The organism is Paenibacillus sp. BR2-3 (assembly GCF_046529485.1).
GTDB lineage: Bacteria > Bacillota > Bacilli > Paenibacillales > Paenibacillaceae > Paenibacillus_AQ.
Genome location: NZ_CP126311.1, coordinates 3,630,930 through 3,657,356 on the forward strand (window position 1 = coordinate 3,630,930; position 26,427 = coordinate 3,657,356).

Annotated in this window: 28 protein-coding genes and 1 other RNA gene; 15 read left to right on the forward strand and 14 right to left on the reverse strand. The window is 47.6% G+C overall.

The window, feature by feature from the left end; translation table 11 throughout:
• Window positions 1–43: 43 nt before the first annotated feature.
• The gene (gene cimA / locus PaeBR_RS17450) at window positions 44–1,663 is read left to right on the forward strand and encodes a citramalate synthase (protein WP_410511801.1); all 1,620 of its coding nucleotides are present in this window, start codon (window positions 44–46) and stop codon (window positions 1,661–1,663) included.
• A gap of 86 nt (window positions 1,664–1,749) precedes the next feature.
• Here cimA and PaeBR_RS17455 read toward each other — a convergent pair whose 3' ends face one another.
• The gene (locus PaeBR_RS17455; RefSeq protein WP_410511802.1) at window positions 1,750–2,313 is read right to left on the reverse strand and encodes a TlpA family protein disulfide reductase; all 564 of its coding nucleotides are present in this window, start codon (window positions 2,311–2,313) and stop codon (window positions 1,750–1,752) included.
• A 129-nt stretch (window positions 2,314–2,442) separates the two neighbouring features.
• Here PaeBR_RS17455 and PaeBR_RS17460 point away from each other — a divergent pair, with 129 nt between their 5' ends.
• Complete coding sequence (locus tag PaeBR_RS17460; protein WP_410511803.1) at window positions 2,443–2,916, forward strand: Mov34/MPN/PAD-1 family protein; 474 nt, start codon at window positions 2,443–2,445, stop codon at window positions 2,914–2,916.
• Here PaeBR_RS17460 and PaeBR_RS17465 read toward each other — a convergent pair.
• The 3 genes from PaeBR_RS17465 to PaeBR_RS17475 are packed head-to-tail and all read right to left on the reverse strand — an operon-like array spanning window position 2,898 to window position 6,147.
• On the reverse strand, window positions 2,898–3,647 hold the full coding sequence (locus PaeBR_RS17465) for an exonuclease domain-containing protein (protein WP_410511804.1): 750 nt from the start codon (window positions 3,645–3,647) through the stop codon (window positions 2,898–2,900). The genes PaeBR_RS17460 and PaeBR_RS17465 overlap by 19 nt on opposite strands.
• The gene (locus PaeBR_RS17470; protein WP_410515224.1) at window positions 3,644–4,717 is read right to left on the reverse strand and encodes a DUF294 nucleotidyltransferase-like domain-containing protein; all 1,074 of its coding nucleotides are present in this window, start codon (window positions 4,715–4,717) and stop codon (window positions 3,644–3,646) included. The genes PaeBR_RS17465 and PaeBR_RS17470 overlap by 4 nt, the downstream gene beginning before the upstream one ends.
• 38 nt (window positions 4,718–4,755) lie before the next feature.
• Window positions 4,756–6,147 carry an ammonium transporter gene (locus PaeBR_RS17475; protein WP_410511805.1) on the reverse strand — a complete coding sequence of 464 codons (1,392 nt, stop codon included), beginning with the start codon at window positions 6,145–6,147 and terminating at the stop codon, window positions 4,756–4,758.
• Window positions 6,148–6,540: 393 nt separating this feature from the next.
• Here PaeBR_RS17475 and PaeBR_RS17480 point away from each other — a divergent pair, with 393 nt between their 5' ends.
• Window positions 6,541–6,972, forward strand: coding sequence for a MerR family transcriptional regulator (locus PaeBR_RS17480; RefSeq protein ID WP_410511806.1), 432 nt, complete (start codon window positions 6,541–6,543; stop codon window positions 6,970–6,972).
• Between the two features lie 34 nt (window positions 6,973–7,006).
• Window positions 7,007–7,678, forward strand: coding sequence for a zinc metallopeptidase (locus tag PaeBR_RS17485; protein ID WP_410511807.1), 672 nt, complete (start codon window positions 7,007–7,009; stop codon window positions 7,676–7,678).
• A 45-nt stretch (window positions 7,679–7,723) separates the two neighbouring features.
• Here PaeBR_RS17485 and PaeBR_RS17490 read toward each other — a convergent pair whose 3' ends face one another.
• A complete protein-coding gene (locus PaeBR_RS17490) occupies window positions 7,724–8,638 on the reverse strand; it encodes a LysR family transcriptional regulator (protein WP_410511808.1) in 915 nt (304 codons plus the stop codon).
• 13 nt (window positions 8,639–8,651) lie between these two features.
• Window positions 8,652–9,281, reverse strand: a complete 630-nt coding sequence (locus PaeBR_RS17495) for a rhomboid family intramembrane serine protease (RefSeq protein ID WP_410511809.1) — start codon at window positions 9,279–9,281, stop codon at window positions 8,652–8,654.
• A gap of 152 nt (window positions 9,282–9,433) precedes the next feature.
• Between PaeBR_RS17495 and tpx the strand changes: the two genes are divergently transcribed.
• Window positions 9,434–9,952, forward strand: coding sequence for a thiol peroxidase (gene tpx / locus PaeBR_RS17500; RefSeq protein ID WP_410511810.1), 519 nt, complete (start codon window positions 9,434–9,436; stop codon window positions 9,950–9,952).
• Window positions 9,953–10,021: 69 nt separating this feature from the next.
• Here the strand turns inward: tpx and PaeBR_RS17505 are convergent, their stop codons facing one another.
• From PaeBR_RS17505 to PaeBR_RS17515, 3 genes are all read right to left on the reverse strand, one after another.
• A complete protein-coding gene (locus tag PaeBR_RS17505; RefSeq protein WP_410511811.1) occupies window positions 10,022–10,411 on the reverse strand; it encodes a DUF1499 domain-containing protein in 390 nt (129 codons plus the stop codon).
• A gap of 179 nt (window positions 10,412–10,590) precedes the next feature.
• Window positions 10,591–10,782, reverse strand: a non-coding RNA gene (gene ssrS, locus PaeBR_RS17510) — 6S RNA.
• 100 nt (window positions 10,783–10,882) lie between these two features.
• Window positions 10,883–11,683 (reverse strand): YesL family protein, encoded by an 801-nt coding sequence (locus PaeBR_RS17515; RefSeq protein WP_410511812.1) that lies wholly within the window; start codon window positions 11,681–11,683, stop codon window positions 10,883–10,885.
• A 175-nt stretch (window positions 11,684–11,858) separates the two neighbouring features.
• On the opposite strand from PaeBR_RS17515, the gene PaeBR_RS17520 reads away from it, so the two are divergent.
• On the forward strand, window positions 11,859–11,954 hold the full coding sequence (locus tag PaeBR_RS17520) for a YjcZ family sporulation protein (RefSeq protein ID WP_410511813.1): 96 nt from the start codon (window positions 11,859–11,861) through the stop codon (window positions 11,952–11,954).
• 66 nt (window positions 11,955–12,020) lie between these two features.
• Here PaeBR_RS17520 and PaeBR_RS17525 read toward each other — a convergent pair whose 3' ends face one another.
• Window positions 12,021–13,697, reverse strand: a complete 1,677-nt coding sequence (locus tag PaeBR_RS17525; RefSeq protein ID WP_410515226.1) for a DEAD/DEAH box helicase — start codon at window positions 13,695–13,697, stop codon at window positions 12,021–12,023.
• 319 nt (window positions 13,698–14,016) lie between these two features.
• Between PaeBR_RS17525 and PaeBR_RS17530 the strand changes: the two genes are divergently transcribed.
• The 4 genes from PaeBR_RS17530 (at window position 14,017) to PaeBR_RS17545 (ending at window position 18,184) form a co-directional block, all read left to right on the forward strand.
• On the forward strand, window positions 14,017–14,838 hold the full coding sequence (locus PaeBR_RS17530) for a YitT family protein (protein ID WP_410511814.1): 822 nt from the start codon (window positions 14,017–14,019) through the stop codon (window positions 14,836–14,838).
• 178 nt (window positions 14,839–15,016) lie between these two features.
• A complete protein-coding gene (locus PaeBR_RS17535) occupies window positions 15,017–15,205 on the forward strand; it encodes a hypothetical protein (protein WP_410511815.1) in 189 nt (62 codons plus the stop codon).
• A gap of 242 nt (window positions 15,206–15,447) precedes the next feature.
• On the forward strand, window positions 15,448–16,698 hold the full coding sequence (locus PaeBR_RS17540) for a putative glycoside hydrolase (protein WP_410511816.1): 1,251 nt from the start codon (window positions 15,448–15,450) through the stop codon (window positions 16,696–16,698).
• A gap of 109 nt (window positions 16,699–16,807) precedes the next feature.
• Window positions 16,808–18,184 (forward strand): MATE family efflux transporter, encoded by a 1,377-nt coding sequence (locus PaeBR_RS17545; RefSeq protein WP_410511817.1) that lies wholly within the window; start codon window positions 16,808–16,810, stop codon window positions 18,182–18,184.
• A gap of 63 nt (window positions 18,185–18,247) precedes the next feature.
• On the opposite strand, the gene pfkA is transcribed toward PaeBR_RS17545, so the two are convergent.
• Both pfkA and PaeBR_RS17555 read right to left on the reverse strand, forming a co-directional pair.
• The gene (pfkA, locus tag PaeBR_RS17550) at window positions 18,248–19,219 is read right to left on the reverse strand and encodes a 6-phosphofructokinase (RefSeq protein ID WP_410511818.1); all 972 of its coding nucleotides are present in this window, start codon (window positions 19,217–19,219) and stop codon (window positions 18,248–18,250) included.
• A 36-nt stretch (window positions 19,220–19,255) separates the two neighbouring features.
• The gene (locus tag PaeBR_RS17555; RefSeq protein ID WP_410511819.1) at window positions 19,256–20,338 is read right to left on the reverse strand and encodes a tetraprenyl-beta-curcumene synthase family protein; all 1,083 of its coding nucleotides are present in this window, start codon (window positions 20,336–20,338) and stop codon (window positions 19,256–19,258) included.
• Window positions 20,339–20,549: 211 nt separating this feature from the next.
• On the opposite strand from PaeBR_RS17555, the gene PaeBR_RS17560 reads away from it, so the two are divergent.
• Together PaeBR_RS17560 and PaeBR_RS17565 are read left to right on the forward strand one after the other, a co-directional pair.
• Window positions 20,550–21,782 carry an MFS transporter gene (locus tag PaeBR_RS17560; protein ID WP_410511820.1) on the forward strand — a complete coding sequence of 411 codons (1,233 nt, stop codon included), beginning with the start codon at window positions 20,550–20,552 and terminating at the stop codon, window positions 21,780–21,782.
• 55 nt (window positions 21,783–21,837) lie between these two features.
• Window positions 21,838–22,485 (forward strand): nitroreductase family protein, encoded by a 648-nt coding sequence (locus tag PaeBR_RS17565; RefSeq protein WP_410511821.1) that lies wholly within the window; start codon window positions 21,838–21,840, stop codon window positions 22,483–22,485.
• A gap of 64 nt (window positions 22,486–22,549) precedes the next feature.
• Here PaeBR_RS17565 and PaeBR_RS17570 read toward each other — a convergent pair whose 3' ends face one another.
• Both PaeBR_RS17570 and PaeBR_RS17575 read right to left on the reverse strand, forming a co-directional pair.
• Window positions 22,550–23,293 carry a YebC/PmpR family DNA-binding transcriptional regulator gene (locus PaeBR_RS17570; protein ID WP_410511822.1) on the reverse strand — a complete coding sequence of 248 codons (744 nt, stop codon included), beginning with the start codon at window positions 23,291–23,293 and terminating at the stop codon, window positions 22,550–22,552.
• Window positions 23,294–23,553: 260 nt separating this feature from the next.
• On the reverse strand, window positions 23,554–23,751 hold the full coding sequence (locus tag PaeBR_RS17575) for a cold shock domain-containing protein (protein ID WP_410511823.1): 198 nt from the start codon (window positions 23,749–23,751) through the stop codon (window positions 23,554–23,556).
• A gap of 171 nt (window positions 23,752–23,922) precedes the next feature.
• Here PaeBR_RS17575 and PaeBR_RS17580 point away from each other — a divergent pair, with 171 nt between their 5' ends.
• The 3 genes from PaeBR_RS17580 to pepF all read left to right on the forward strand — a co-directional run bounded on the left by PaeBR_RS17580 (window position 23,923) and on the right by pepF (window position 26,335).
• On the forward strand, window positions 23,923–24,156 hold the full coding sequence (locus tag PaeBR_RS17580; protein ID WP_410511824.1) for a hypothetical protein: 234 nt from the start codon (window positions 23,923–23,925) through the stop codon (window positions 24,154–24,156).
• 6 nt (window positions 24,157–24,162) lie between these two features.
• On the forward strand, window positions 24,163–24,333 hold the full coding sequence (locus PaeBR_RS17585; protein ID WP_410511825.1) for a hypothetical protein: 171 nt from the start codon (window positions 24,163–24,165) through the stop codon (window positions 24,331–24,333).
• Between the two features lie 211 nt (window positions 24,334–24,544).
• On the forward strand, window positions 24,545–26,335 hold the full coding sequence (gene pepF / locus PaeBR_RS17590) for an oligoendopeptidase F (RefSeq protein WP_410515227.1): 1,791 nt from the start codon (window positions 24,545–24,547) through the stop codon (window positions 26,333–26,335).
• Window positions 26,336–26,427 lie beyond the last annotated feature (92 nt).

Below are 26,427 nucleotides of genomic sequence, written 5' to 3' on the forward strand. Positions count from 1 at the left end.
AATGTTATAATATAAAAATTCATTTCCTTTAAGGAGGACTCTCATGTCTAAGTCCATCTCCATCTTCGATACAACTCTGCGTGACGGCACCCAAGGCGAAGGTATCAGTCTTTCGGCTGACGACAAGCTGAAAATCGCCAAGAAACTTGATGATCTGGGTGTGCACTATATTGAAGGTGGCATTCCGGGAAGCAACAATAAGGACATTGAATTTTTCAAAAGAGTCAAGGAGCTGCGTTTGAATGCCAAAATAACCGCATTCGGCAGCACGCGCCGCAAAAACTCTCTGGCAGAGCAGGACGAAAACCTGCAAAGAATGATCGACGCAGGCGTTCCGGCAGTCACATTAGTTGGTAAGTCCTGGGACTTCCATGTGCATACCGCATTACAAACCACTCTTGAAGAAAATCTTGCCATGATCGGCGACTCTATATCTTATCTGAAAAGTAAAGGGCTTGAGGTTATATTCGATGCCGAGCATTTCTTCGACGGCTACAAGCACAATCCCGAGTACGCCGCTGCCGTTCTCGCTAAAGCACAGGAAGCCGGTGCGGACTGGCTTACCATGTGCGATACGAATGGCGGAACACTTCCACACGAGATTCAGGGCATCATCTCTGCAGTAGCGCTGCAGGTTCCCGGAGCATCACTTGGAATTCATACGCATAACGACTGTGAACTCGCGGTAGCGAATACGCTTAGCGCGATCAGCGCAGGGGTACGGCAAGTACAGGGTACGATTAACGGCTACGGCGAGCGCTGCGGCAACGCTAATCTATGTTCTATTATTCCTACGCTGCAGCTCAAAATGGGCCTGCATTGCATACCCGAGGACGCACTCCCGAATCTTACCAATACAGCCCGTTATATCAGCGAGGTTGCCAATGTCAACATGCCGGTGAATCAGCCTTATGTAGGAACTGCCGCTTTTGCCCACAAAGGCGGAATCCACGTATCCGCTATTTTGCGTGATTCACGCACTTATGAGCACATTGCACCGGAAAAGGTTGGCAACAAACAGCGTGTGCTCGTCTCTGAACTGGCTGGCCAGAGCAACGTACTCTCCAAAGCTCAGGATATAGGCCTTAGTCTGGACCCCAGCAGCGAGCAGGCACGAAAAGTCATTGATAAGATCAAGGATCTTGAACATCAGGGCTATCAGTTCGAAGGCGCTGACGCTTCACTTGAACTGCTACTCCGTGAAGCCACTGGTGAAATGAACGAGCTGTTCACCTTCGAATCCTTCAAAATGCTTGTGGAAAAAACAGCCGGCAGACCCGTGGTCTCTGAAGCCTTTGTAAAACTGAAGGTCGGCGGCGAAAGCCTGTATACGGCTGCAGAAGGCAACGGCCCCGTTAATGCGCTGGACAACGCGCTGCGCAAAGCATTGCTGGCTTATTTCCCTCAATTGAAAGAAATGCACCTTTCCGACTACAAGGTTCGGGTGCTGGATGAGAAGGATCAGACTGCGGCCAAGGTACGCGTATTGATTGAGTCCAAGAATTATGTCAATACCTGGAGCACAGTCGGCGTATCCGGCAACGTCATCGAGGCAAGCTGGGAGGCGCTAGTTGACAGTATGCGCTACGCCCTGCTGGGACAAATCTCGCTGGAAAGCGAAATAACAGCAGACAGAGAGCCTAGAGGACTGGTTAATCACTAATCCAATAAACGACGAACACCCCCTGAGGAGATGGGCATCCAAACCAGTTCTCAGGGGGTGTTTATTAGTGTTATGCTGAGTTATCTCTACGTATCTGTTAATGCCTTAATCTTTTCTTCCAGCTCTTCAGGACTTAACACTCCGAGAACGACATCAGAAATCACTCCGTTCTTATCAATGAAAACATTTGTAGGAAAGACAACACCGTTATATTTGGCGAATACCTCTCCCTTCAAATCAAACATTGCCGGAAAAGTCAGGTTATACTTTTTAATAAAACGTTCCGCATTGGGTTTATAATCATGACTGGTCACATTCACGCCATAAATATCAAGGACATCCTTGTATTTTTTGGCCATTTCATTCAGCTCCGGCGCTTCCAACTGACAGGGTTCGCACCAGGACGCCCAGAAATTCACCAGCACAGCCTTGTCCCTGGGTCCGCCGACGGAGAAGGTTGTGTTCCCTTCTCCCTGCAGAGTAAATGAGGGAGCCAGCAATCCCGCCTTAACGCCGCTTTCTGCCTTGGATTCATTCTGCTGTTGAAAAACTGGTACTGATTCTGCAGTCCGGTTACGCGTTAATGCAAGGACGGCCAGAAATACGACGAGAGCTATAACCGTTATGTTTCGTTTATTAGCTGTTTTCATTAATCGTCTGTCCTTTGCGAATGGGATAGTTTTCTCCTATTGTACCCCCATTTGCTAAAGTTTCAAACCCGCTACAAAAAAAGAGATTCCGTCGAAGACGGAACCTAAAGAAGAGAGAGGGGTGAACCATTGACAGCCTTCCAGGGAAATATCCAGCCCATCGGGCTGAAGCCTTCCGTACAGCAGGCACTGGGGGAGCACCTGCTGTCCTGTTATCCGCGCGAAGCCTGCGGAATCCTGCTGGGTGCTGCCGCAGCGGGAGGCATGCGAATCAACACATATGTGCCCATCCGCAACGTAGCGCCTGACCCGCTGCATGCCTTCACCCCTCATCCAGAGGATTGGGTAAAGGCATTGTACCTTGAACCGGCTCCCATCGGCTTGTTTCATTCCCACCCGCATTCAGCTCCCACCCCGTCTTTATCTGATCTAAGGGGATTGCCCGCTCTGGGCCCCGAATTTCATGTCTATCTAATTGGGGCCCCCGGAACAGACACTAATATTCCATTACTCAATGGATACTATATCGACCGGAAGAGGGACGCTGGCGGTAAGCTTTCGCTGCATCTGCTGCAAGCTCCAGTCTATGCTCTGCTTAAATAAGCATATAGATCGCCTAAGGTCTCAACCTGACGCCGCTGGGCGATCTCCCGAAGATAAGACACCCATAACCGGGCAGTCATTTTGGAATCCTCCAGGGCGTTGTGGCGTCCATAGATCGGAATACCGTGAACAGCCAGCAGTTCATCGAGACTGTAATTTCCACGCTGTGGCTCCAGCCAGCGGGCAAGCATCATTGTATCCAGCACACGGTTTGTAAGCTGAACCTTTGATGTTTTCCAAAGTGCCGCATTAAGGAAAGACTTGTCGTGGGCGCTTGCATGTGCTACAAGCACACTTTGCCCGACAAAGGACATAAAGTTATGAAGAGCATCCATCAAGGAAGGTGCCTCCTTCGTCATCTCTTCCGAAATTCCGGTTAGTTCCGTAATATTCGCAGGAATGGCGGTCTGGCAGTTAACCAGTGTATAAAAGCACTCGTCTTCCTTAATTTCCTCTCCGACTACCTTTACCGCTCCAAAGGACATAATCTCATCCCCATGCTGATGAGAAAAACCCGTCGTCTCAAGATCAAATATGACCGTTTCCAGCTTCGACAGCGGTGTATGCAGCACTTCGGGACGCCGTTTCTCACGCATCAGGGAACGGATAAACGCCATTTGCTGTGCGGTTTGCTGGGCGGATTCGCCGCCCCTCATAGATGCGATTGCAGATGGCATCCCGCCTTGCCTTAGGTTATTCCAGAATCCTCCGCCTTTGTTCGGCTCTTTCATGACTGCCTCCTTTCCGCTGACCGGAGCTGGCGTTGCAGAGCCCGATGGATACGCCTGACAAGCAGCAGACTTTCGCGCAGCTCAGAGAATAAATGCTTATCCTTTAATTTACTCTCAGCGATATAATCACTACTGGATAATAATCCGTCGTGATTGGTATAAGGCGTATTGACTCGCATTCGCAATGCCGTAATAAAAGCCTCCCGAACACCCTCCGTATGCTTGTAAATGCTCAGCTCCTCGAGTGCCTCAAGTCTTTTCAAGGTAGATGTCTCCCTTATCCCCTTCTGCAAAGACAGATGCCTTACAATGTTAACCAGAGGAATGTAAACCCCGTACTTAATATCAAATCCGCCCGCATGATCTCCGAATCGTTCGGTTAATACCTGCCCCAGCAGATTAAGCGTCGCTTTATGCCGAACCGTATTGCGCAAAACAGCTGTAGATAACCTCTCATTGCGGGCAAAACCGGAATGAAAGAATTCCTGCCATCGCATAGAGAGTTCAGAGCTTCCGGCAACATGCCGCATGTCCGACGAAATAATGAGATAGCGGATAGGCTCCCATTCGAGCTGGGATCTCCAGCTTTCCAGCTGTTCTTCCCACTCCCGAAGTGTTTTCCGCCACATCGGTTCAGAACACATGACCTTGCCTTCGCACTTCTCATATCCAACCTCCGCCAGAACATCGGAGAGCATATTACCGAATTGTTCAAAATAACGTTTCTTGGATTCATCCGGTTCACCTTCGATAATCAAGCCGTTATCCTGATCGCTCCACAGTGTTGCTTCCAGTCTGCCTGCACTGCCGAACACAATAAATGAATAAGCACAGGGAGGCGGGCCGTAGCCCGCCTCCTTCATTTGTGCCTCACATATTTGTACTGCTGTTTCCGCGACCCTATCATGCATCACGTTCACAAGGAACATCCATTCCTCTATCGGAATAAGATTTAAACGCTCCAGCAGCATATTTTGACATACGATACGACTTCGCTTTAACGCCTGCGGGGAACCGGCCGTTACGATGGACATATAGTCCTTATTCTTGCTCCAATCGGTTATCTCCATCGATGTCACACCGTCCGCCTCCCTCTAAGTGAAGTCAATTAATGTTTTAGGGGTTTGGATTCCGAATCAGCAATCAGCTTCATTTGTTCAGGGTAACCATAAGTACCATGCTCGCTGATGTCCAGACCCATCAATTCTTCCTCTTCCGTAACACGAATTCCAATCGTCAGTTTCAGTACGTACAGGATGATGAAAGACAGAGCCGCTACGAACACGAATGTTCCAGCTACACCAAGCGCCTGTACTCCGAGCTGTTCCAATCCGCCACCGTATAACAAGCCGGGTTTACCAATACCAACTGTTTCTACTAGTTCAGGTGTAGCGAACAATCCTGTGGACAACGCTCCCCAGATTCCTGCAATACCGTGAACAGAGAACGCGTAGATCGGATCGTCCAGACCTGCACGCTCCAACCATTGAGAAGTCATAAAAGTAAAGGCTCCCGCTACCAGACCAATAATGATTGCAGCCCAAGGCTCAACGAATGCGCAAGCGCCAGTGATGGCAACCAGCGCTGCCAGAACACCATTAAGCATGGCCGGGATATCGGACTTGCCGAAGTATAGCCAAGAAGCGATGAGTGCTGCCAAACCGCCCGCAGCTGCTGCAAGGTTGGTTGTCAGTGCTACATGGCCGAAGAATCCGCCCATTGGGGACAACGCGCTGCCTGGGTTAAAGCCGAACCAGCCGAACCAGAGAATGATAACACCGAGTACAGTGAATACTTGGTTATGACCCGGAATAATGACCGGTTTGCCTTCTTTATTAAACTTGCCCAAACGCGGTTTAAGTAAAATCGTCGCTACCACCGCTGCAGTCGCTCCTGTAAGATGGACAACCGTCGAACCTGCATAATCCTGCATGCCCAGTTCAGCCAACCAACCGCCGCCCCATACCCAGTGAGCTACAACCGGATAAATGAGAATCGAGAACAAAATCCCGAAGATAATATAAACGCTGATCTTTGCACGTTCCGCCATACCGCCGGATACGATTGCCAGTGATACAGCTGCAAAGGCCATTTGGAATAGAAACTTAACATTCAATGTTACATCTGAGAAGGCCAATGATTCAAAAGCGGATCCGGTTGAATCTCCTCCGTAAAAGAAGCCTGTAGTACCGAAGAAGCCATTGCCGTTACCAAAGCCAAGTCCGAAGCCTAACGCCCAGAAGCAAAGACTTGCGATCGCAAGTGTCAGTACCGTCTTACCGGCAACGTGACCTGCATTTTTCATCCGGACGGAACCGGCTTCAAGCATTGCGAAGCCCGCTTGCATAAAGAATACCAGAATAAAGGCCAGGAATGTGAAAGTCGTATCCAATCCGATTTGTAAATCCGGAGCCGTTGGACCCTCCGCTGCAAAAGCACTAACTGGGTAAGCCATTAATGTAAACATGGCTAACACCATTACCAACCATTTCTTTTTCAATTTTCCCCACTCCCCAATGTTATATTTTCTAACAAAGCGTGAAACTCTTAATGTCATTATAATCAGAAGTCAGGGAAATTGACAAGAGTATTTTTTGGAAAGATACAATTAATTTATCGATGCTCACCATTTCTCCATAGTTTGTCTTCAGAAGGGTTGAAAACATCCATTTATACATACTTATACACTTTACATCGTTATTTCTAGGAAAAGGTTGTATTTTTATGTATTTATTCCGTAATGAATACAAGAGAAAGAACATATCTTTATTGCAAGTGTAACGTTTGACTGTACGGTTTACGGTTTGATATCATTATAAACACAATAATGAAGGTCCGGCGGTTTATTCCATAAGGCCGGATAAGGAATGCGAGGTGAAAAAGCATTGGGGATATGATTCTGTATCGGATCGGAGAGCTGGCGAAGGCGGCTCATATGAGCGAGCGCACAGTGGATTATTACACTAAACTCGGACTAATCACACCTGAACAGCGCAGTACGAAGAACTACCGTCTATACAGCCATGAAACTTTAACGGCTTTGGACCGTATTAATCAGTTAAAACAAGAGAAATATACATTGGAAGAGATCAAATCCTTGATGAGCAAATGGAACGCGGCTACACCTGAAGCCGACGTCTCCGGCAGGCTGGTTGAGCTTGAAGTTCATATGCAGCAGCTTGAACAAGAGGTTAAAGCACTTGAACCGATAATAAACCAGCTTAAGCCGGGACAGGCCAGCAAGGCGCTCTCTAATTTACTCCCCCAGGGATTAGCCTGTATGGAAGCGATCCGGCTCTTGCTTACCCAAGGGCCGCCAATGTAAGAATGTTTTAATACTACATTGGAGGTATGCAGATATGATGATGTATCTATTAGTAATTGTCGCCTTTATCTTCTCATTGTGGGCACAATTCAGAGTTAAAGGCACCTTTAAAAAATGGTCAAAGGTTGCAACTTCGAACGGAATGACCGGATATGAAGCCGCCCGGCACATGCTCGACACCAACGGACTTAGCGATGTCCCGATTGAACCCGTGAGAGGTTCCCTCTCTGACCATTATGACCCTATTCACCGCGTCGTGCGTCTGTCTGAACCGGTGTACTATGAAAGCTCCATCTCGGCCATCTCTGTCGCTTGTCACGAGGTCGGTCATGCCATTCAGCATAAAGTGCATTATCCGATGCTTACTCTGCGCCACAGAATGTTCCCGGTCGTCAATTTCGCTTCCGGTGTCGCTCCCTTTATGCTGATGGCTGGTTTTATATTCGGTTATCTGAATCTGGTTGGTCTGGGAATCATCTTCTTCTCAGCCGCTGTGGCCTTCCAGCTTGTGACGTTGCCTGTGGAGTTCAACGCCAGCAACCGGGCACGGCAAGTCATGGTAGAGCAGGGCTACATCCGCAATGAAGAAGAACGCGGTGTTGCCAAGGTTTTGAATGCTGCCGCATTGACCTATGTTGCTGCCGCGCTGGTATCCCTGCTTGAGCTGCTGCGCCTTATTACAGTATTCCTCGGCAACCGAGACTAACCTGACGTTTAGAACTTTACAGCTAACAAACAATACCCCGGAAGGCTAAGAGCCGACCGGGGTATTGTTTTGACGTGATCTGAAATAACTGAGCAAAAAAGCCCGAAAGGAATGGGCAACCAGCGGAAGCTTGCCATCGGAACGATGGATTAGTCCTACGGTTCTCGTTATGGTAGGCTCCACAATCCTCACTTGTGCAGGCTGCATCGGATTCGTCTGAAATAAAGCCATCTCCGGCAGGAGACTTACCCCCATGCCTGCAGCTACCAAGCCCCGAATAGTATCCGTCTCGCCGCCTTCAAAGGCAATTTGCGGTTCAAAACCAGCCTGAAGGCAAGCCTGCCATACGATCGGGCGCAGCGAGTAGCCTTGGCTGAACAGCACAAATTTCTCTTCCCTAAGCTGTTCCAGCCGGATATGGGTCTCCCCTGCAAGGTGATGGTTTTGCGGCAAAATCGCAAACAGCTCTTCCGTCATTACAATATCTCCGGTTACATGCTCGCCGCTCTCCGGAAAAGGTGAAATGAATGCCAAATCCACCTCCCCGGACAGCACATCCTTAATTAAGGAAGGATAGGACCCCTGCTTGAAGCGAAACTTAACCTGCGGATAATGCTGGCGGAATTCCGCTACGATGGTTGGGATAAGATGTGTTCCCAAGCTATGCGGAAAGCCGATACGAATTTCACCCAGCTCAGGATCAAGAAATTCATGGATTTCAGCTACGGAACGATCCAATTCCTTCAGTACGCTTTCCACCCGTTTACAAAAAAGCTGGCCCACCGGAGTCAACTGCAGGTTACGCCCCTTTTGCATAAATAAGTCTACGCCCAGTTCCTCCTCAAGCTGGTGAATCTGACGGCTCACCGCAGATTGGGCCACATGCAGTTCCTCCGCTGCTCTTGTGACGTGTTCTTTTTGAGCAACCTTCAGGAAATATTGCAGCTGTCTAAGCTCCACGTCATCATCGCCCCTATCTTCTATTTCTTTTGAACACACGTATAATAAGGCCATACAGGAAAAATCCGGCGATCAGCCCGCCGATATGAGCAACCCAATTAATGTTTGGTACCGCAAATGACATAATTAATCCCATGACGAGAAGCCCATACAGCGTTTTACGGGACCCTTCGTCCATTGTCGCCCGCTCCATCACTGCAATATATAGAAACGCCCCGTACACGGCATAGATTGCCCCTGAGGCACCTACTGACACGCTGGCCCCCTCAATCAAGGCATCACGGCTGCTAATAGCCACTGTCAGAATATTGGCGATAACGCCGCCAGATATATAGAGCAGAGCATAACGCCACCAGCCCAGCAGACGTTCGAGCGGAGGAGCAAAGACCAGCAGCGCAAAGCTGTTGAACAGGAGATGGGCAAATCCATTGTGCAAAAATACTGCCGTCAAATATCTCCACAGCTCACTTTTATACGGATCTACATCAACTATTGCGCCAAAATCAATTAATGTATAAAGATCTGTTGAGCCCCCGTTCAGCGTTAAAATAAGAAACATAATGATGTTGGCCAGAATGAGCAGACAATTTACCGGATAATACCGAATGTAGCTTTTCCAATTCTCATAACGTATGAATATCATAACACCCATCCTTAAAAAATTTGGCAATGAAGTCTGGTTAACGCGCTTACACTTATTATGTAACTATCCAATTGGACAGGGTCCTGTTAAAAAGATTATAATTTATTATGGTAGCACAATCCATTTTTCAACTATAAGGAGGAAATAATAACATGGCTCAAGAAAGAACAGGTGTAGCTACTTTTAAAGGCAATCCCATTACACTAATAGGTCCGGAATTAAAGGCCGGCGATCCTGCACCCGATTTCGTTATCAGCAAGAACCTTCTGGAAGAAGCTTCTCTTAGTGATTTCAACGGAAAAATAAAGCTGATCAGTGTTGTTCCTTCTTTGGATACCGGGGTATGTGACGCCCAGACCCGCCGCTTCAACAGCGAAGCCGCAGAGCTTGGCGATGAAGTCGTTATCCTGACTGTGAGTATGGATCTTCCATTTGCTCAAGCCCGCTGGTGCGGCGCTTCCGGCATCGAACGAGTGACTACATTATCTGACCATAAAGCAGCTTCTTTCGGGGAAGCTTACGGCGTTCTAATTAAAGAGTTCCGCCTGGATATGCGTTCCATCTTCGTAGTGGACAAGAACGATAGACTTGCTTACGTCGAGTACCTGGGTGAAATGACCGACCATCCAGACTATGAATCCGCGGTTTCTGCAGTGAAAGCCCTGCTGTAACCCTGAAAAAGCGGAAGAAGGATCTCCTTCTCCCGCTTTTTCATTATATGAAAACAAAGCTCTCAAGCATTAATCCAGCTTGTATTTACCGAGCTTCTTGTCAAGCGATTGAAACAGGCGTTGAATCACGCGGTAATTGGCACCCAGATCGCCAAGCGAACCTCTTGAAGCAGAGTAGATATCCACACCACAACGCTTTGGTGTCGTATTGAGCACCGAAACGGTAATATCCAGCGTGCGGCCAAAAGCCGTTCTTTTCTCCAGTGTAATCTCCCCTACAGACTCCACCTCATGAAGTACTTTGAAGCCAGGTATCTTCTTTAATGTAGATGATACTTCCTCCCACGCCTTGTCTTTCATAAGACTGTAATAACGAGTTTTCAATGCCGGGTCTTTTGCACGGTCGCTCGTTCCATCATGACTGCGGAATAAGCCAACCAAAGTTCTTTTTAACGACAAAATTCTTCCCCCTCTACAAATCCCAAGTTCACTAGTATAAGTGTAACACTCTTACTCCCGGAACAAAAGAGAAATGCAAACCTCTTATTCCAGATCCTAAACGAAATAGAGAAATAACCTATCAACAAGAAAACGCCCTCTTTCCCGTAAGAGGAAATAGAGCGTTTGGCCAAAAAATTAGAAAACCCGCCTATGCCGTCCGGCTACAGTGTCTTCTGAACCTGCTATAGCAGGTGGGTGATCGCAGAAAACGGTTTTGAATTCCCCACGTCGTATAGACAGGGCTGTTCAGCTGCGCTTCGTGTAAATCTCCCAAGACATTATCATTGGTTCAAAACAACGAGCAACCGTAACGTACATCGCAGGATTTATAACTATTATATTGCGTTTTAACGAAAAAGTAAACCTTGTATGCGCTTTATTTTACATTAGATAATATTCCCGCTGGTTGGCAAATTTAAAGCTGATCTGTTAAATTCGCTTTGTATCTTGTTCCATATCCTCTTCTTCGTCCGTACTGCCATTCAATGCGGCTTCCTGGGCTTCCAGCTCCTCCTGTTTCTCCTGCTCAACCTGCAATTGGAGCTTATTATAGGTAGCATAAAAGTTAAAGAAGGCAACCATAGCAATCAGTGTAGGAATACAAATGAAATAGAGCGCCGGGTACCTTAGACCTATATAGACCAGAACTGCACCGGCAATCAATGTTGAAAATACACGGATCGGACGAGCAATCGTCAATAGGATGGAATTACTGACCACTTCTTTAAAGGTCATTTGATAGTGGACGATAATAGAGAAGAAATTAAACATGGAAACAAACAGAATAATCATTAACACCAGCATTAGTATGCCCACAATTTTGAAGTTGGACATTTGCGTCATGTATACCGTTACATCAACATACATGATTACGAACAGCAGGCTGTAAATCAGACCTCCCAGCATGCTTTTTACATAGTTCTCTTTGTACCCCTGAAAAAAAGTGCGGAACGTGCTGACATCGGTGTTACCCATAACCCATTTACGTACTACAGTGAACAATGCCGCTGTCGCAGGAAACACAGTAAACGGCGCGGTAATACCCATTGCCCAATTCAAAGTAATTTGTTCATTGGCTCCGCCTGAACCTGTTGCCAGCATAATCACCTTCAAAACGGCGGATAACAGAAATGGGATCGAACACAGCGCCCACAAAATATTACTGAAGGCGATCCGCGATATCCATTCCGTGATGCGGTATAAACCGCCCATTGCACCTTTAAACTCCACTTTCCTTCCTCCTGTCTGTCTGCGCATACTGCGTAATTTAACTATACCTTATTTAACCCTGTCTTTTCCATAGCCCAAGTTTTCGAATCTGGGTTAAGGTCTACGCATCCGTGACATAAAGGCATATATTAGAAATGTACCCAAGACAATAACCGTTAATAAAGGAGGTTATCCTATGTCCACACCTGTTGCCTATGGCGGCTGGACTTCTACCGGCACCATCCTTGTCCTGTTCATCCTGCTTGTTATTGTTAGCCGCACATTCATCTAATTCAATAGCATGATACAAAAAGAAGACGAGGTCCTTGAACAAGGAACCTCGTCTTCTTCTTATTATTTATTCAAAAGATTCTTCACGTTTGGCCGGACGGCTGCTTGCTGTGCTTGGACGTGATGAGGGCTTACGGTCTCCGCTACGGTTTGCTCCTGCATCCCGGCTTGCTCCTGCATCGCGGTTACCTTTGTAGCCGCCGCCATATCCGCCGCTGCCGCTGCCGCTGCCGTAAGTGCTTCCGCCGCCACTGCCGCCGCTGTAACCGCCACGACTGCCGCTGTTGCTATCGCGATTTCCGCGATAGCCGCCGCCACTGCCGGAACCGCCGGCGCCGCCGCGATATCCACCGCCGCTGCCGCCATAACTTCCGCTCGGCTTACGGCCGCTGCGGATGTCATTCTTACCACCGCGGCGCTTTGCACGGATTGGATCTTCAGGAGTCAACTCAATTGCTGAATCCTTCTTGTCGCCGGTCAACAGCTTCATCGCTGCGGAGAGCAATTGAACTGAATCATATTGCTCCAGCAATTGGATGGCAATACCTTTGTATTCATTCAATTCATCGCTCTCAACCATACCGAGAACACGCTCTGCGGTAATGCGTTGCTTGCCTTCAATCGCTTCCGCCATAGTTGGCAGCGGTTTGCGAGTGATGCGGTGACGGGTAACACGCTCAATCAGGTGCAGGTGATCCATTTCTCTTGGAGTAACGAATGACCACGCTGTACCTTCTTTACCCGCACGGCCAGTACGTCCAATACGGTGTACATAGCTCTCAGGATCCTGAGGAAGGTCAAAGTTAATAACATGGGTTACGCCTGATACGTCGAGACCACGTGCAGCCACGTCGGTTGCTACCAGAACGTCGATGCTGCCATCGCGGAATTTACGCATAACCGCATCACGTTGGTTTTGTGACAAGTCACCGTGCAATCCATCAGCGGAATACCCGCGTTTTTGCAGGGCTTCTGCCAGCTCGTCTACCCGGCGTTTGGTACGTCCGAATACAATTGCTAGATCAGGGGACTCCATGTCAATCAGGCGGCTAAGTGCTTCAAACTTCTGACGCTCAGGCACTTCAACGTAAGCCTGATCAATCAACGGTGCACTGATTTGCTTCGGAATCACCGAAACATGCTGCGGATTCTTCAGGAATTGTTGGGCAAGACGCTGAATGTTCGCCGGCATTGTTGCCGAGAACAGCATGGTTTGGCGCTCTTCCGGAACCAATTTCAGGATAGACTGGATATCTTCCATAAAGCCCATATCGAGCATTTCGTCCGCTTCATCCAATACAACCGTTTGAACATCGTCAAGACGAATGGTCTTGCGGTTGATGTGATCGAGCAAACGTCCCGGTGTTCCAATAATGATTTGCGGCTTCTTCTTCAACCCGCGAATTTGACGACCGATATCTTGTCCGCCATAAATCGCCAGGGAACGAAGGCCCTTGAATCTGCTGAGCTTGCCAATTTCTTCCGCTACCTGAATAGCAAGTTCACGTGTAGGCGCCATAATAAGCGCCAGGATTCTTTCATCCTCACGATCAATTTTAGAAATGAGGGGAATACCGAATGCAGCAGTTTTACCTGTACCTGTCTGTGCTTGACCAATTAAGTCCGATCCGGCCAATGCAATAGGTAGGGACTGCTCTTGTATCGGTGTTGCTTCCTCAAATCCCAGTTCTGTGATTGCTTGCATTACTTTAGGCTGCAAGCCGAATTCCGCGAATGTTTTCAAATTATTCATGCTCCTTCTATACAGTGGACATTCCACATGCTTGTCTGTATTCTTAAGTAGCGGTAAACACATTTATAGGCTGTCCAATCATGCCGGATTTTCTGCATGGTTTAGCGCGTATTGGGACGAAAAGCCGTCCTATCATCAGATACTTCATATGTACCTGACCAACTGTAGCTTCACATCCGAAGCAATGCAAAAATACCATTGTAACGTCCTACTCAAGAATATCCTATACATTATATCACAAACCTAAAGAGGAATACCAGTGTATTCCTTTCTTTCATTATTTACATTAACCAATCCGGGGTGAAAATGCTTGCTTAAACAAATTTGGTGTTATCTGGTCGTTGTTTTCGGCTCTTCTTTAATAGCAGCCGGTTTTAACCTTTTTTTGATCCCTCATCGATTATTAAGCGGTGGTGTGTCAGGTCTATCCATGTTGGTGGGCTACTTCACTCCCTTCAGTATTAGTCTGCTTTATCTGTTGTTTAATATTCCTCTGCTTGCAGCCGGCTGGTTTCAGCTTGGACGGAGGTTTATCGTGCTGAGCATAGTCTCCGTTGGAGCGACCACCTGGCTGATGACCCTTTTCCCGGTTACGAACATAGCATCGGATATGCTGCTGGCCTCCGTTTTCGGGGGAGTGCTCGTTGGTATTGGCAGCGGGATTTCATTCCGCATGGGCGGATCATCCGGAGGCTTTGATATTCTGGGCTCCATAATCATCCGGTACCGGGATTTCCCCGTTGGCAATGTTCTGGTAAGTTTAAATGCTCTCGTGATCCTTGCCGCTGCCTATTTCGACAACAACTGGAATTTGGCGCTTGCCTCCATGGTCTCCATTTATGTCAGCGGCAAGGTCGTGGATATGATTCACATCAGCCACATTAAAGTAACTGTGTTTATTGTTACGAACCGGACGGATGAAATGCTCCGCCAGTTATTGGGACTGCAGCGCGGTGTGACAAAAATTAAGACGGAGGGCGCTTATACTCACGTAGAAAAGGACATGTTAATGACAGTTACCACCCGCTATGAACTGGCCGAGCTGCAGCGCATTATCAAAAAAAGTGATCCGCAGGCATTTGTGAATATAGTGGAAACAGTCGGAGTCATGGGTTCATTCCGCAAACGTTAAAAAAAACCAAAACAATGCGCATGCTTTAAAATTGTGATATATTAGGTTCACGCAGAAGCTTAACAATTTTCATGAAGATTGTGAGTTACCCCTCTTTTTTCCAGGCACTTCGCTTTTCCGATGACCCTGAATTTCAGTTCAGTACTATTCGAAAAAGGAAAGGGTGATTTTTGTGGAAATGGAAACGGTAAAACTGTCAGCAATTGTCATGAGGTGGTATCCTGATATGATGCCGTTTCTGAAGCAGAACGAATTGAATTCCGAAATTGTTCTGCGTGACGGCTTAAGTATTCTGGAACCGGCAGATGCCATGGATATCATTCATTACAGCATTTGCGAGCATCAGAATTCTGCGTATCTTCATTGATTCAATGGTAAGACAAGTCTTAATGGTTGCCGCTCGGGTTCGGCCATGCTGCCGATCCGGGCGGCATTTACTTTTTTCAGGTGCGTTTATAATCCCCGCATCCCGTTTATAAACAAAAAGGACGTTTTTTTATCCGCTTGCCAACCAGACAGATTGCAACAAGATTGTTACAAACCTGTTCTATTTGGAGGCATTCGTTCCTATATAATTTAAGAGAAAGTACATAAAAGGAGAGAAGACGAATGAACATCACCTGGGCTTTATTGATGATGGCCCTGGGAAGCGTAGGCGTGCAGCAAGAACAGCATGAAGCCGATGTGGCATCCGCACTGCAGTCAGCCATGAATCCCCCCATCGTAGCACAACACAGCAGCAATCCTGATGCAGCGTTACCTTCACAAACCGCCCCAGGCGGTGGTGCTTCAGCCACTCCAGCCCCAAGCGCTTTGCCTGGAGCAGCAGACTCAGATGATGTAATACACACTGATCCTCAGCCCGATGCTCCCAAAGTCAAAGGCATTTATGTCACAGCTTACAGCGCGGGAGGGTCACGAATGGAAACCCTTCTCGCTCTGCTCGACAAAACGGAACTGAATTCAATGGTTATCGATATTAAAGATGATGCAGGTTATATCACGTATAAGACGGATAATCCAGAACTGCAGAAGATGGGTAAACCTCAGCCTTTCATTAGCGATATAAATAAGCTTATGGATAGGCTAAAGAAGCATGATGTTTATCCAATTGCCCGAATTGTAGTATTCAAGGATTCAGTGCTGGCCAAAAAAAATCCGCAATTATCCTTTGTGAATAAGGACGGCTCGGTTTGGAAAAATAAAGGCGGTGACAGCTTCGTTAATCCTTATAATGAAGATGTGTGGAAATACAACGTAGATATTGCCAAGGAGGCCGTTAAACTTGGCTTCAAGGAAATCCAATTCGATTATGTCCGCTTTCCGGAAGGCTTTGAGAAACGGGCTGAAACCCTTAAGTACACCAAGAGCGGCAAACCGCGTGTAGAAATCATCTCTGATTTCGTCAAATATGCAAAGTCTGAGCTTGGACCACTTGGTGTTCGTGTATCCGTCGATATTTTCGGGTATGCCGCCTCTGTTCCTGCCGCCGAGGGTATTGGACAGGATTTTGTGAAGATTTCCAAAAACGTGGACGTTATCAGCCCAATGGTATATCCAAGCCATTATTCAACCGGCTGGTTCGACGTGAAAGATCCGGATAAGAACCCTTACGCCACCATCAAAGGTTCAATGATCGATACCCATAAAAAGCTTAATCCGCTCGGCAGCTACAAGCCCATCATTCGCCCTTGGATACAGGACTTTACAGCCAGCTGGCTCGGCAGCGGACATTATATGAAATATGGCAAACAGCAGGTGGAGGATCAGGTTCGCGCTTTAAAGGATCAGAAGGTGGATGAATTCCTCCTCTGGAACGCCAATAACCGTTATACCTCAGGCGTGAATTACGAGAAATAGTCCTTACAGCCATTATTCATTCATTAAACAAATTAAAGGACCCGGCGCCTGCCGGGTCCTTTGCATGAAGACAGGCCCATGAAAACTTTAGATAACGAGGCATAAGACCATGAGACAAACATTATCGCTAAGACAAAAAACAGGACAGTTTCTTCAGATATTATTCCCGATTCTCGTTACTCAGATTGCCTTGTCAGCCATAACCTTTTTCGATACGAATATGTCCGGCAAATACGGAACAGCCGATCTGGCTGGAGTCGCGATTGGCACCAGCCTCTGGATTCCCATTCAGACCGGTCTCAGCGGAATTCTAATGGGTATAACACCGATAGTCTCACACCTGCTGGGGAGAAGACAGGAAAAGGATGTGGCCTACCAGGTTATGCAAGGGATTTGGCTTTCCTTGGTCGTGTCCATCCTTGTGTTGGTGCTCGGTTTCTTCTTCCTTTCCCCTATGCTTAATTTTATGAATCTGGAGGCTTCCGTAAGGAATATCGCCTTTTACTTTCTGTTAGCCATTTCGTTCGGCATTTTTCCGCTGTTCGGATATACCGTACTGCGCAGCTGCATCGATGCATTGGGGCAGACAAGGGTATCCATGTTTATTACACTGGTTGCTCTGCCTGTTAATGTAGGACTGAACTATTTGCTGATCTTCGGGAATTTCGGATTCCCCCGTCTGGGCGGCGTTGGTGCGGGCGTTGCTTCAGCCATCACATACTGGGTGATCTTTGCCATCGCGCTTTTATTTATTTACAAGGCCGAACCATTCGTCAACCTGAATCTGTTCCGGAAGTTCCATACCCTTTCGCTGCGAAGCTTGAAAGAACTGCTTAACATTGGAGTGCCTATCGGCTTTTCCATCTTTTTCGAAACAGCGGTCTTCTCCGCCGTTACGCTGCTGATGAACCGATTTGATACAATGACCATTGCCGCTCATCAGGCGGCTATCAATTTCGCCTCTACTTTGTATATGATTCCACTTAGCATTTGTATGAGCCTTACGATTCTGGTCGGCTTTGAGACGGGCTCCGGCAGGCTAAAGGATGCAAGGCAATATGGATGGCTTGGCATCAGCTCAGCCGCTGTACTCTCGCTGGCGACGGCGCTGGTGCTCTTTTTTGCCGGCAATCATGTGGCAGGCCTGTATTCGGATGAACCGCAGGTTATCGCCCTGATCCAGCATTTCCTGATCTATGCCATCTTTTTTCAGATCTCGGACGCCATTGCAACTCCAACCCAAGGCGTGCTGCGCGGGTATAAGGATGTGAACCCTGCTTTCATAATATGCTTTGTGGCGTATTGGATCATCGGCCTCCCTATCGGTTATGTTCTGGCAACCTACACGAATATGGGAGCTTACGGATACTGGATCGGCTTGATTACAGGTCTCGCTATCGGAGCTATCCTGCTCCTGTCCCGTCTTATTACAGTACAACGGCGCTTTGCAGCCAAGTATGCAGGACAACCGCACCAACAAACATAATACCTCCATAACAAACAGCCCTGCGGGAAATGTCCGCAGGGCTGTTCAGATACCGCTTTATTCTTATTGGGACAGACGGGATGCCAATTCGTACAATTCCAGGTCGAAGCCTTTTTTCGTATTCACAACAACATCAATATCCGTAAGTGTAAGCTCACCTTTGATAATTCCGCAAGCTTTATCCGACTCCCCTTCGATCAGCATGCGCACAGCAAAATCACCAAGTCGGCTGGCCAGGTTCCGGTCTCCGGGAGTTGGGGTGCCTCCACGCTGGATATGACCCAAAACCGTAACACGAGCGTCCAGAGAAGCGTGGCGGTCTTTCAGAGCCTGGGCTACATCTTCGCCTTTACCAACGCCTTCCGCAACAATTACGATACTGTGGCGCTTGCCTCTGGCAAAGTTATCGCGCATCCGGTCAGCGACTTCGTTCAAATCGTAAGGCATTTCAGGTACCAGAATGGTTTCCGCTCCGGAAGCAAGACCCGCATGAAGGGCGATATCACCGCAGTGGCGACCCATAACTTCTACAATGGAAGAGCGCTCATGCGAGGACATGGTGTCACGCAGCTTATTGATTGCATCAACTACAACACCAACCGCTGTATCAAAACCAATGGTGTAATCCGTAAAGGAAATATCATTGTCGATCGTACCCGGCAAAGCCATCGTGTTAATGCCCAGCTTGCTCAGCTTGTTAGCTCCTTTATAAGAACCGTCCCCACCGATAACTACAAGTCCGTCAATACCCATTTCATTTAAAATATCCGCGCCCTTTTGCTGACCTTCCGGCTCCAGAAATTCGAGACATCGTGCGGATTGCAGAATGGTGCCGCCGCGTTGGATAATATCGCCTACACTGCGCAGATCCATCGGGAAGATATCCCGGTTTAGAAGACCTTGATAACCACGTTGAATACCATACACTTCAATTCCGTAAAACAGGGCACTGCGGACAACCGCACGAACGGCGGCATTCATGCCCTGGGAATCTCCCCCGCTCGTCAATACTGCTATTTTTTTAACTTTTGACATTCTAGTGTTCCTCCTCAAAATTGTGTAGAGCTATTGCTAATACATGTGCTTGCGAATCCAACGGCTATTGACGAAAAAGAACAGCCTCGTTAGCGGGCTTCCCCTCATCAGTCGCTTGGATACCGAGCGAACCTCCCGCTGTTCGCTTACTTTCGGATCGGATAGATACAATGCCAGCAATCCTTCGATGACCATGCGATGCATTGAGGTCTCGGGAAGATTCCGGACATCCTTACGGGCCCACTCCACTATGGAAGCGATCCGATTCAGCATGGTATCGGTGTTGTCATAATAATTGCAAAAATTGAGATCACCGCCGGCTCGGTCTTCGTCCTGATCGATTAAGTAGTCCAGCAGAATGTGCAGACCGCACACATGCGGAAAATAGGCAGCACGAATCGATGCCGACTCCGACGTACTCAGCTTTGGATTGCATGAGGCCAGAAAAAGCATGAATACACCCAGGGTTGATCCTGTTGCAGCAGCAAATTCATTCCAGTGTAAATGCGGTGCCCGGTTTCCCTCCGCGTTCCACCATTCCTTTAGCGCATCTTCTCTAAGCTCCGGCCGGATATGCTTATAGACCTGCAAATCGGTATAGAGCACAGCCAAATCACGAATCTCCGAGGCCGCAGCGGAATAACCCGGGAGCCTGGAGATCATTTCTTGACACTTAAGAACCAGACGCCGTAAATACCCACCGTCGTTCTGTTCACTGCGAAGCGCATAATAATTAACCGGCTCAGCGATCGGATTAATGGCATCCAGCATGGATTGATGCAGCAGCCTGAAATCAGCAGGATCAAGCGAAGTGCTGCGATCGCACAGGTTGTCCAGATAATCACTGATCGTTTGATAAGCTACAATAAGCGGAATCAGTATATGTCTCATCGACAAATTGCCGGCAGCATAGATACCGCCGCCTTCACAATGAAACTGTTTCGTTTCAATGCTGGCAAGAGCTTGCTTCCGAAGCTCGGGATCGGGAATCCCATTTGCATCTTCGCGCCAAAAATGGAGACATTCTCTCACTTCCGGGAGCACATACTTGTAGACCCTGTTCATAAGCCCAATCGGACCGCGCGGGCTAAGGTAACGGCCTTGCTCAAATTCACTCAATGACGTTGCCTCCACATTGTTGTCTCCTTATCCAAATCAACATTTATTATAATATGATCACCGTAATTGTACAAACAACAAAATCACTTTGAAAAACCTTGAGAGATTCATCCATTTCTTTGTGCTATACTATCCGTATTTCTTAATCGGAGGAGTGCAACGTTGATGTGTTTAATTGAGCTGTACCGTCGGTTGCGGGAGGTGCAAGGGAATGAAAGGAACTCCCGGCATCAGTTATAGTGATCAGAACTGGCTGCGTTCGTTTATGTTTACCATTTTCGGCACGAGTGTGCTGGCGGTCTCATACTTCCCTCTATTTTATACCCATTTGGGCTTCAGCAGCTCCCAGGTAGGTTTTTTATACTCCTTGGGTCCGCTAATATCCATACTCTCCAATTTATTTTGGAGCATGATCAGTGACCGTCTGGGTACCATCAAGAAGATTATGATTATTTTGCTCAGCGGTCAATTGATTTCAGCCATGCTGTTATCCAGAGCTACAGAATTTTCTTCAGTCATATTTATTTTGTCCGTCTTCTATTTCTTCTATTACCCTGTATTTCCTCTGGCAGATACAATGGCTATCAAAACCGCACAGCGGCACGGCCGCAACTTCATCTCCATCCGTGTGTTCGGATCTCTGGGCTATGCATTCTTTGCCCTGACGGTAGGGTATGTACTTAGAGCCTTAGGCTCTTCATGGAGTATGACTTTATGCATCATTATTGTTATAACAGCCCTTATCATTACATGGCGTCTGCAGGATGTCCAGAATGCTACTCCAGACGCTCAGAGCGATGGAACTGCATCCGCAAATGATGCTCCAAAGCGCAAGGGAAACGGCCTCCGGGAAATTCTCCTGAAAAAAGAAGTGCTATGGTTTTTCAGCTGCGTCTTTATCCTGGCTTTGGGCCACCGCATGAACGAAGCCTTTCTAACCGTAAGCCTCAAGGAGATGGGCGCCGGTGAAGAACTCATCGGATGGGCTCTGCTTGCCTCGGCTCTAAGTGAGATTCCAGTGTTTTTCGCTCTGAGCAAGTACGGTGACAAATTTAAGGAGCTCCCGCTTCTCGCTTTTGCAAGCCTTATGTATGCCGTCCGCTTTCTGCTCATGGCCAGAGCCGATGACCCTGGGGCAGTGGTTGCCATTCAGGCGATGCACAGTGTTACATTTGGTATTTATTATGTAACGGCTGTCCGCTATATAACACGCATCATTCCAGACCATTTACGAGCCACGGGACTTGCCATATTCACCGTTGTATGGTCAAGCGCCGCCGGACTTCTCAGCGGCACCTTCGGCGGAATGATTTTTGAGGAATCGGGACGTTCCATCTTTTATAGGGTAGCAATGGTGTTTTCAATCGCCGCTTTTGCCGGTTTTCTTGGCAAGCATTTGTTTGATTCCGGCGAGACTTCACAACTGGATAAGATTACGCTATAATACGATCCAATAGCAGGTATTAGCACCTGGTAATAATCCGGGGAGGGCATCAAGAATGCAATTTGAAGCTTTCAAACAATTGGCACAATCACGGCGCAGTATCCGGGAGTATCGTGAAGAAAGCGTTACTGTCACCGATGTTCAGGACATTGTCGACTGTGCCCGCTACGCCCCCAGCGACACCAATTCACAGACATGGGAATTTATCGCCGTAATGAATCGGGATAAAATCAAAGATATTGAGCGTTTTACATGGGATCGGCTTCACACTATGGCTGCATCAGCTGAGGATAAGGGGCTTATGAAGGAAGCTAGGCTGCTGCTGAAATCCTTTGGCCCTTATGCCACGGCCTTCGGCGGTGCGCCGGTACTGCTGGTGTGCCTGAGTACTCCATACGCATCCAAATTCCGGGACCGGATCTTTGATCCGCTGGAATTCGGAAGCCCGGCAATTTGGGCTGAAGAAGGCTTGAAAAGCAGCAGTCTCGCTATTCAGAACATGATGCTTGCCGCTCATTCCAAAGGCCTGGCAACCTGTCCGTTAACGGGCCCCGTCCTGCTCGCGGAGCAGGAGCTACGTACTTACCTAAGCATACCGGACGACCGGGGGATCAATATGGTTGTGGCTCTCGGACATCCTGCGGTACAGCCCAAAACCATGCCCCGTAAAGAAATAGCAGATATATTAACGATTGTGGAATGAAAAAGACCCTGCCGCCCTTATATAGGAACGGCAGGGTCTTTCACTATAGTAAACATCGCCGGCATTACCCGATACGGTCCATTTCCTCATCGCTGATTTCAAAATTAGTGAATACATCCTGGACATCATCATTATCCTCGAAGGCATCCATCATTTTGAGCAGCTTCTCCGCATTTTCTCCCTGAACATCAATCGTATTCTGCGGGATCCAGCGTACCTCTGAGCTTGTAAAAGTATAACCATGGGTCTCCAGTTCACCTTTTACCGTCTCAAGCTCATGGGGATGTGTCAAAATCTCATAGCTCTCTTCCGAAACGGACAAATCCTCCGCTCCTGCTTCCAGCGCCTGCATCATCACTGTATCCTCATCCAGGTCTTCAAAAGCTTCGCGGTCAATTACGAGTATGCCTTTCTCATCAAACATGTAAGAAACGCAACCGGACTCTCCCATATTGCCGCCGCGTTTATTATAAATAGACCGCACATCAGCTGCCGTACGGTTGCGGTTGTCAGTAAGACATTTCACCATAATCGCTACGCCGCCAGAGCCATAGCCTTCATAATAGATTTCTTCGTAGTCGACTTCCTCGCCACCGCCGGTTGCCTTCTTAATCGCCCGTTCGATATTATCTACCGGCATGCTGATTGCACGTGCGCTGGCGATTGCAGTCTTGAGCCCGAAGTTCGCTTCCGGATTCGGTCCGCCCTTGCGTGCCTGCACATAAATTTCGCGGGCCAGTTTGACGAATTTGTTATTCTTGGCTTGATCGGCCTTGCCTTTACGATCCTTAAATAATTTAAACTTCATGACGTAACGCTCCCCATCAAAATGACTTTCTATTCTCTTTTCCCAAACTAAGGGTACTAACCCTAGTTTATCATTTCATGAACCCTGCGGTCAAAGCCTGTACAATCAAGCTGCGGCTGATGATAAGTACTATATATACGAAAAAACACAGCTCCCCGGAGAGAACTGTGTATTGTGTAATTAACTGGTTCGTACGATTACTAGAATCTTACATTAGCAGGTATATTTACAGCAAACAGACTAACTGTCCGAGCCGTGTCTTATAATTTAATTACGTTTGCTGCTTGCGGTCCACGGTTACCGTCAGTAACATCGAATTCAACCGCTTGGCCTTCGTCCAACGTTTTGAAACCGTCGCTTTGAATAGCTGAGAAGTGAACGAATACATCTTCGCCGCCTTCAACTTGAAGGAAACCATAACCTTTTTCTGCGTTAAACCATTTTACTGTACCTTTCAAATGAACAACCTCCTAAAAATACCGCCATATATGGCGTATGCTTACATTATACTCCATCTTTTTCTTCAAATCAATTCATGTTTAAGCCTATAGCTGATTTAATTTGCTTTTCCCTTCGCCAGTGCGTTATCATTGTCCCAAAAGCCAAAAATCGCCAGGGTGGGAATAAGAATGATTAAAAAACATGAAATATACAAAACAGACAAATGGAACATGATGACCGTTGAAGTGCAAGGCAAATATATTGTTCTTCGGGAAATCTCCGATCAATGGGGAGAAGAAACGCATACCTTCCTCAGCCGTCCTGCCATGATGCAGTGGGTGAATAACCGCTTTAACAAAGAGTCCTACAAGGAAAATGAAGAGGAATATAAAAACATTATCTCAGCATTCAAACAGGTATAAACGTTTATGGATACAGAAAACCTCACTATTTATGTAATTGTCGTCCTATGTCTGGGTGCAGTACTGATTATGGGCAAGGACAAGGTGCCGCCCAGGCTTAAGCGGGGTATGGCTTTAACTGCGGTAATTCTGATTATGTTGGCTTTTGTCTTCATTATCTATAGTTTATTGGCATAAATTCTGTTATTGCAGCACAGTGGATAAATAATCTTGTTTTTCCAGGGCATACTAGGCTGACCTTTGATCACAGGAGGCGGTCATTTTGTCCATAGCTACCAAGTCTCTCCCTCTCCTGCTTGCGCTTAGCTTGCTGCCGGGAGAATTCTTATCCACAACTCTGCTGATCGAGAAGATGCCTACTTCATCTCATCATTCAAGGAGGATTACCATGGAACAATTATTGAAGAGAAGTGAAGTGCCTGCCGAAAACCGCTGGAAGCTTGAAGACATGTTTGCTTCCCAGACCGAATGGGATCATGAATACACTGAAGCCAAAGAGCTGATTAAGAAAGCCTCCGAATTCCAGGGCAAGTTGGACTCCCCTGATGCACTAAAAGATTGTTTCGAGCTGGATGATAAGCTGTCGATGAAAGCCGAGCGTCTTTATGTATATGCTCATATGCGGCAGGATGAGGATACAGCCGATCCTTTTTATCAAGGCCTGTCGCAAAAATCGAAGCAGTTGAACGTGGAAGCCAGCGAGGCGCTCTCTTTTGTAACTCCTGAAATTCTGGCGCTCCCGGTCGAGAAGCTGGACCAGTTCATCGCTGATCCTCAGCTGTCAGACTATACTTTTACACTCAAAGAGATGAAGCGCGAGAAAGCGCATGTGTTATCCAAGGCTGAAGAAGCACTGCTTGCCCAGGTAGGCAATCTGTCCCAAGCACCGCAAAATATTTTCAGCATGCTGAACAACGCGGATCTCAAGTTTCCCAAGATCAAGGACGAGAGCGGCAAGGAAGTTGAGCTGACCCACGGCAGCTACATTAAGTTTCTGGAAAGCCCGGACCGGGAGGTTCGCCGCAACGCTTTTAAAGCGGTCTATGAGACCTATGGCAAACAAAAAAATACGCTGGCGGCGACGCTCAGTGCCAATGTGAACAAAAATGTATTTTACTCACGGGTCCGCAAGTATCCGTCCGTACTGGAAATGTCCCTCTACGGCGACAACATTTCAAAAGAGGTTTACACCAACCTGATCGATACCATTCACGAGAGCTTGCCGCTGATGCACCGTTACATGAAGCTGCGCCAGAAGCTTCTCGGTGTTGACGAGCTTCATATGTATGACCTGTTTGCGCCGCTTGTAGACGAATATAAGCTGGATATTACCTTTGAAGAAGCCAAGAAGATCACCAAAGAAGGCCTAAAGCCGCTCGGAGAAGACTATCTGAGCGTGCTGCAGGAAGGTTACGACCAAGCCTGGATCGACGTATATGAGAACGAGAACAAACGCACAGGCGCTTACAGCTGGGGAGCTTACGGCACCCACCCTTATGTCCTGCTGAACCATAACGATAATCTGAACAGCATGTTCACACTGGCGCATGAGATGGGTCATGCCCTGCACTCGTATTATTCGGACAACGCTCTGAAGTACCGCGATGCCCAATATACGATTTTCCTCGCGGAGGTGGCTTCTACTACAAACGAAGCGCTGCTGATGGACTATCTGCTTAACAAGTCTACTGATCCGAAGGAAAAAATGTTCCTGCTGACCTACTATGCCGATCAGTTCCGCACCACAGTATTCCGGCAAACGATGTTCGCCGAGTTCGAGAAGATCATTCACGAGCGGGCTGAGAAAGGCGAATCACTTACACCTAAGGATCTATCTGCTGTCTACTATGACCTTAATGTGAAGTACTATGGCGAGGACATGGTTGTAGATCAGGATATCGAGATGGAATGGGCCAGAATTCCGCATTTCTACAACAGCTTCTATGTGTACAAATATGCGACCGGATTCTCGGCGGCAACCAGCTTCGCCAAGCAGATTCTTGAGGAGGGCAAACCGGCGGTAGACCGTTACCTCGGCTTCCTGAAGAGCGGCGGCAGCGACTACTCCATTAACATTTTGTCCAAAGCCGGAGTCGACATGTCTTCTCCAGAGCCGATCCGCGAAGCGATGAGTGTCTTCGAAAGTGTGATCGCACAGATGGAAGAGTTGACCAAATAAGACGGGAAGCGTAGTATAACATTAGTCCCTTGCCCGCTTCGGGCAGGGGATTTTATCATTTAAATCGCATAAATTAACAACAATTTCAAAAG

Excerpts from the sequence above, each read along its gene's own strand:
- PaeBR_RS17480 (WP_410511806.1), top strand. The coding sequence starts at position 6,541 with ATGATTCTGTATCGGATCGGAGAGCTGGCGAAGGCGGCTCATATGAGC.
- PaeBR_RS17560 (WP_410511820.1), top strand. The coding sequence starts at position 20,550 with ATGAAAGGAACTCCCGGCATCAGTTATAGTGATCAGAACTGGCTGCGT.
- PaeBR_RS17535 (WP_410511815.1), top strand. The coding sequence starts at position 15,017 with ATGGAAACGGTAAAACTGTCAGCAATTGTCATGAGGTGGTATCCTGAT.
- PaeBR_RS17495 (WP_410511809.1), bottom strand. The coding sequence starts at position 9,281 with ATGATATTCATACGTTATGAGAATTGGAAAAGCTACATTCGGTATTAT.
- PaeBR_RS17520 (WP_410511813.1), top strand. The coding sequence starts at position 11,859 with ATGTCCACACCTGTTGCCTATGGCGGCTGGACTTCTACCGGCACCATC.
- PaeBR_RS17540 (WP_410511816.1), top strand. The coding sequence starts at position 15,448 with ATGAACATCACCTGGGCTTTATTGATGATGGCCCTGGGAAGCGTAGGC.
- PaeBR_RS17570 (WP_410511822.1), bottom strand. The coding sequence starts at position 23,293 with ATGAAGTTTAAATTATTTAAGGATCGTAAAGGCAAGGCCGATCAAGCC.
- PaeBR_RS17580 (WP_410511824.1), top strand. The coding sequence starts at position 23,923 with ATGATTAAAAAACATGAAATATACAAAACAGACAAATGGAACATGATG.
- PaeBR_RS17455 (WP_410511802.1), bottom strand. The coding sequence starts at position 2,313 with ATGAAAACAGCTAATAAACGAAACATAACGGTTATAGCTCTCGTCGTA.
- PaeBR_RS17585 (WP_410511825.1), top strand. The coding sequence starts at position 24,163 with ATGGATACAGAAAACCTCACTATTTATGTAATTGTCGTCCTATGTCTG.
- PaeBR_RS17545 (WP_410511817.1), top strand. The coding sequence starts at position 16,808 with ATGAGACAAACATTATCGCTAAGACAAAAAACAGGACAGTTTCTTCAG.
- pfkA (WP_410511818.1), bottom strand. The coding sequence starts at position 19,219 with ATGTCAAAAGTTAAAAAAATAGCAGTATTGACGAGCGGGGGAGATTCC.
- tpx (WP_410511810.1), top strand. The coding sequence starts at position 9,434 with ATGGCTCAAGAAAGAACAGGTGTAGCTACTTTTAAAGGCAATCCCATT.
- PaeBR_RS17485 (WP_410511807.1), top strand. The coding sequence starts at position 7,007 with ATGATGATGTATCTATTAGTAATTGTCGCCTTTATCTTCTCATTGTGG.
- PaeBR_RS17565 (WP_410511821.1), top strand. The coding sequence starts at position 21,838 with ATGCAATTTGAAGCTTTCAAACAATTGGCACAATCACGGCGCAGTATC.
- cimA (WP_410511801.1), top strand. The coding sequence starts at position 44 with ATGTCTAAGTCCATCTCCATCTTCGATACAACTCTGCGTGACGGCACC.
- PaeBR_RS17465 (WP_410511804.1), bottom strand. The coding sequence starts at position 3,647 with ATGAAAGAGCCGAACAAAGGCGGAGGATTCTGGAATAACCTAAGGCAA.
- pepF (WP_410515227.1), top strand. The coding sequence starts at position 24,545 with ATGGAACAATTATTGAAGAGAAGTGAAGTGCCTGCCGAAAACCGCTGG.
- PaeBR_RS17470 (WP_410515224.1), bottom strand. The coding sequence starts at position 4,717 with ATGGAGATAACCGATTGGAGCAAGAATAAGGACTATATGTCCATCGTA.